The sequence below is a fragment of the Jannaschia aquimarina genome, assembly GCF_000877395.1.
GTDB classification, from domain to species: Bacteria; Pseudomonadota; Alphaproteobacteria; order Rhodobacterales; family Rhodobacteraceae; genus Jannaschia; species Jannaschia aquimarina.
On record NZ_JYFE01000079.1, the window covers coordinates 1 to 4,523 of the forward strand.

Below are 4,523 nucleotides of genomic sequence, written 5' to 3' on the forward strand. Positions count from 1 at the left end.
GCAGCGCGAAGGCGCGGAGGTCGTCACCGCGGGCGGGCTGGCGGCGAGCTTCCGCGCGGGCGAGGCCGAGGCGCAGGTGACGCCGCCGCCCGCGCCAGGCGACCTCGTGGATGTGACCTTCACCCTGAACGGCGAGGCGCGCACGCTCGCGGTCGATTCCCGGCGCACGGCACTGGAACTCCTGCGCGAGGGCGAGGGGCTGGCGGGGACCAAGGTCGGCTGCCGTCACGGGCAATGCGGGGCCTGCACCATCCACCTGAACGGTGCGCCGGTGCTCGGCTGCCTGACGCTCGCCGCGCAGCTCGAAGGCGCGGAGGTCGTCACCATCGAAGGGCTGGCGGCCCGGGCCGAGGCCGAGGGCATCGCCACGGTTGACGGGCTGCACCCCGTCCAGTCCGCCTTCGTCGACAACGACGCGTTCCAGTGCGGCTACTGCACGCCGGGCCAGATCATGTCCGCCGTGGCGGTCATCGCCGAGGGCCATGCGTCGTCGGAGGCGGAGGTGCGGGAGTACATGTCGGGCAACCTCTGTCGCTGCGCGGCCTACCCGCAGATTACGGCCGCCGTGATGCAGGCCGCCGCCGAGATAGGCGCGACCGTGGAGGGCGGCGGGGCGCGTCAAGACCTGCATCTGGGCGTTCCAGCTCCCTACGCGGAGGACGAGGCATGAGGACCTTCGCCTACGAGCGCGCGACCTCGCTCGCGCAGGCCGCCGAGCGGGCCTCTGAGCCCGGCGCCATGCTCTACGCGGGCGGCACGACGATGCTCGACTTGATAAAGCTGGGCGTCTACCGGCCCCAGCGGGTAATCGACATCACCTTCCTCGAAGATCCGGCCCTGCGAACCATCGAGGTGGCGGGCGGTACGCTCCGCCTGGGCGCGCTGGTCAAGATGAACCAGGCGGCGGAGGACGCCACCGTGAAGGACCGCGCGCCGGTTCTGTCCGAATCGCTCTGGCTGGCGGCGACGCAGCAACTGCGGCACATGGCGACGCTGGGCGGCAATGTCATGCAGCGGACGCGGGACACCTACTTCCGCCATCCCGACTGGCTGGACCTCGCGGATGGGGACGCGGCGGAGGTCGAGACTTACGGCAATACCCCCTACGGAGACGGGCGGCTGACGACCGTGCGCCAGCCGACGCGCCTGTCGGCCGTGCTCGGCACGACCGAGACCGACACCGCGTCCTATCCCGGGGATTTCGCGCAGGGGCTGGTCGCGTTCGACGCCGTGATCGAGATCACCGGGCCGGACGGGGCGCGCGAGATGCCCTTCGCGGACCTGCACGTCCGCCCCGCCGACAAGGCGAACGAGGGCGACTACGCCCGCCTCGCGCCCGGCGAGGTCATCACCGCCTTCCGCGTGCCGCTCAGCCCAGCCTTGGCACGGTCCACCTACGTCAAGGCGCGCGACAGAGCCTCCTACGCCTTCGCCAACGCCTCGGCCGCGGTCGGGCTGGAGATGGACGGCGACGCGGTCGCGGACGTCCGCATCGGGCTGGGCGGCGTGGCCACGGTGCCATGGCGCGCCGCGGCGGCCGAGGATGTCCTGCGGGGCGGGCCGCTGACCGAGGAGACGATGCGCGCGGCCGCCGAGGCGGCCTTCGCGGACGCGGTCACGCACGAGGCGAACGCCTTCAAGGTGCCGCTGGGCCGGAACGTGATCGTCCAAGCCCTCACCACGCTCACACGGATGGAGGGCTGAGCCATGGCCGAGACCTACCACGTCGTTCGAGACGTGAACCTGCCCCTGATCGGCAAGGGCGTGCCCCGGATGGAAAGCCGCGCCAAGGTCACGGGTGCGGCGCGCTACGCCGCGGACGAGCCGCTGGCCGGCGCGCTCCATGCCACGCTCGTCACCTCCGCCCATGCAAAGGGCACGCTCACCGCGATCGATACGCGGGCGGCCGAGGCCGTGCCGGGCATGCGCCTCGTGCTGACGCATCGCAACATGCCCGCTTTAGGCGATCTAGCGCGCTACACGACCGGCGGCGCGATGCAGTCGTCGTTCTTTCCCCTGGCCTCGACCGAGATCCGCTATGCGGGCCAGATCGTGGCCCTTGTCGTCGCCGACGCGCCCGAGACCGCCGAAGAGGCGGCCAAGCTGGTGCGGCCTCGAATTGACGGTGTGGCAGCGACGGCTTCCATGCATGTGGACGGCGCGGCCGAGCCAGTCCCGGTCCCCGAAGATCGGCTTCCTCCGATCCGCGTCGGCGACATGGACGCCGCCTTCGCGGGCGCGGACACGATCGTCGAAGGCGAATGGCGGACGCCGATCCAGCATCACAACCCGATCGAGCTGTGGTTCACCGCCGCCGAATGGCGCGACGGCGGCCTGACCGCGCATGTGCCGTCGCAATGGGTGACCGGCACGCGCGCCGCGCTCGCCACCGCCTTCGACCTGCCGGTCAGCCGGGTGCGCGTCCTGTCGCGCCATGTGGGCGGGGCCTTCGGCTCGAAGGGCGCGGTGCTGAACCACACCCTCGTCGCCTGCGCCGCGGCGCGGATGCTGGGCCGGCCCGTGGCGCTCTACGTCTCGCGCAGCCAGATGTTCACCGTGGGCACCATGCGACCCGCCGCTACGCAGCGTATCCGCGTGGCGGTGAGGGACGGTCGGCTGACGGGGTTGGAACACACCCAGATTGGCCAGACCTCGCGCTTCGATACCTTCTTCCTGCCAGGGACCGAGCAGACGACGCGTCTTTATGCCTGGGACGCGATCCGGGCCGACGAGGCGACGGTGGCCACGGACGTCAACACGCCGGGCTTCATGCGCGCGCCCGCCGAAGTACCCACCCTGTTCGGACTCGAGTCCGCCATCGACGAGGCGGCCTGGGCGGCGGGCGTGAACCCGCTCGACCTGCGGCTGAACTCGTCCGCGGCGGGGGGCGACTCGGTCTCGGGCCTGCCCTGGACGTCGCATGGCTTGGACGAATGCCTGCGGCGGGGGGCGGAGGCCTTCGGCTGGTCGGACTGGCAACCCGAGACGCGCGCGATGCGGCGGGGCGACTGGCTGCATGGCTACGGCCTGGCCAGCGCGGTCTATCCCACCTACACCGCGCCAGCGACGGCGGACTTGCGCCTGGGCTCGGACCTGTCGGCCACGCTCACGGGCGCCGCCCACGACATGGGGATGGGCACCTACACCATCGTCCGTCAGATCGTGGCCGCGGAACTCGGCGTCCCCCAGGACGGCATCGCCGTTGATCTGGGCGACAGCGACCACGCGCCGAACTCGGTCGCGGGCGGTGCGCGCCAGGCGGCCAGCTTCGGCTCCGCCGTCCTCGATGCGGCGCGGCGGGTCCGCAGCCGGGTCATCGAACTCGCCCTTGCGGAGGGCAGGCCCCTCGCGGGCGCCGATCCCACGGAGATCGCCTTCGCCGATGGCGTCATGACGGCGTCCGACGGTCGAACGGCGCGCCTTTCTGAGGTCGTGGGCCTCGCGCCCTTCGGCGTGATCGAGGTGCGCGGCACGTGGGTGCCCGCCGCCGTCGGCATGAAGTCGGTGATGGAACTCTACCGATCCGGAAACGCGGGCATCGCCGGCATGGTCACGGACGCCTACGCGCGGGCCGCGTTCGGAGCCAACTTCGTCGAGGTCGCGGTCCACACGCGCACGGGCGAGATCCGGGTACCGAGGATGGTCGGTGCCTTCGCCTTCGGCCGCGTCCTGAACGAGCGGACGGCGCGGTCGCAGCTGACCGGCGGGATGATCTGGGGCGTGGGCTCCGTCCTCCACGAGGCGACGGAGGTGGACCACCGCTATGCACGCTACATCAACGGCGATCTCGGCGAGTACTTCGTGCCGGTGAACGCGGACGTGCCGTCGGTCGAGGCGATCCTCGTCGAGGAGGAGGACCGCCACATCAACCCGCTGGGCGCCAAGGGCGTGGGCGAGTTGGGCATCACCGGGGTGAACGCCGCAATCGCCAACGCCGTACACCACGCCACCGGCATCCGGCGGCGCGACGCGCCGATCCGGATGGAGCACATGCTGGGCGCCTGACGATCACCCACACCCGGCGGATCCTCCTCCCCGATTGCCGCCGGGCCCGCGGCCGCCGGACTGTCCCCCGGCGGCCGCCCCTTCGGAACATCTGAACAAGGAACCGCTTATGACCCCTCTCGGATTGAACCGTGGCCTTACCGGTCTCATGGCCGCCCTTCTTCTCGGCGGCTGTGTATCGTCGGGCGGCTCCTCGCCATCGACCGGACGAGCCAACCTGTCCTGCCTGTCCGGTCCGACCGCCACGGCCATCGCGATCGAGAACGGCAGCCGAGACAGCGGGGACCGGCTGCGACCCTGTGCCTGAGGCGCGGCCATGATCGTAGAAGTGCGTGGAGGCCATGGGGCTTCGATAGCCTGATACGATCTGATCGCCTTCAGCGCACAGAGGCGTCAGCGATCCTACCGTCGGAGGCTGCGATGAGACATTGCGACTCGGCGTCCCGCGCTCATGCCATCTCCCCCCGCGCTTTCGCGGGCGTCACCCCGAAGCGCGCCTTGAACGCCCGCGTCAGGTG

General features: G+C 71.2%; 4 protein-coding genes. All 4 read left to right on the plus strand.

What is annotated here, in order from left to right:
• The coding region (locus jaqu_RS19240; protein WP_236687905.1) for a (2Fe-2S)-binding protein at window positions 1-670 on the plus strand (670 nt) is incomplete at its 5' end.
• Window positions 667-1,704: an FAD binding domain-containing protein gene (locus jaqu_RS19245; RefSeq protein ID WP_043920648.1), complete on the plus strand. Its 1,038-nt coding sequence runs from the start codon at window positions 667-669 to the stop codon at window positions 1,702-1,704. The genes jaqu_RS19240 and jaqu_RS19245, both read left to right, overlap by 4 nt.
• A gap of 3 nt (window positions 1,705-1,707) precedes the next feature.
• Entirely contained in the window at window positions 1,708-4,005 is a 2,298-nt protein-coding gene (locus tag jaqu_RS19250; RefSeq protein ID WP_043920649.1) for a xanthine dehydrogenase family protein molybdopterin-binding subunit, read from the plus strand.
• A 148-nt stretch (window positions 4,006-4,153) separates the two neighbouring features.
• A complete protein-coding gene (locus jaqu_RS21790) occupies window positions 4,154-4,312 on the plus strand; it encodes a hypothetical protein (RefSeq protein WP_161793907.1) in 159 nt (52 codons plus the stop codon).
• Window positions 4,313-4,523 lie beyond the last annotated feature (211 nt).

What these genes read in the sequence shown, in the direction of transcription:
- jaqu_RS19245 (WP_043920648.1), top strand. Translation starts at nt 667, where the DNA reads ATGAGGACCTTCGCCTACGAGCGCGCGACCTCGCTCGCGCAGGCCGCC.
- jaqu_RS19250 (WP_043920649.1), top strand. Translation starts at nt 1,708, where the DNA reads ATGGCCGAGACCTACCACGTCGTTCGAGACGTGAACCTGCCCCTGATC.
- jaqu_RS21790 (WP_161793907.1), top strand. Translation starts at nt 4,154, where the DNA reads ATGGCCGCCCTTCTTCTCGGCGGCTGTGTATCGTCGGGCGGCTCCTCG.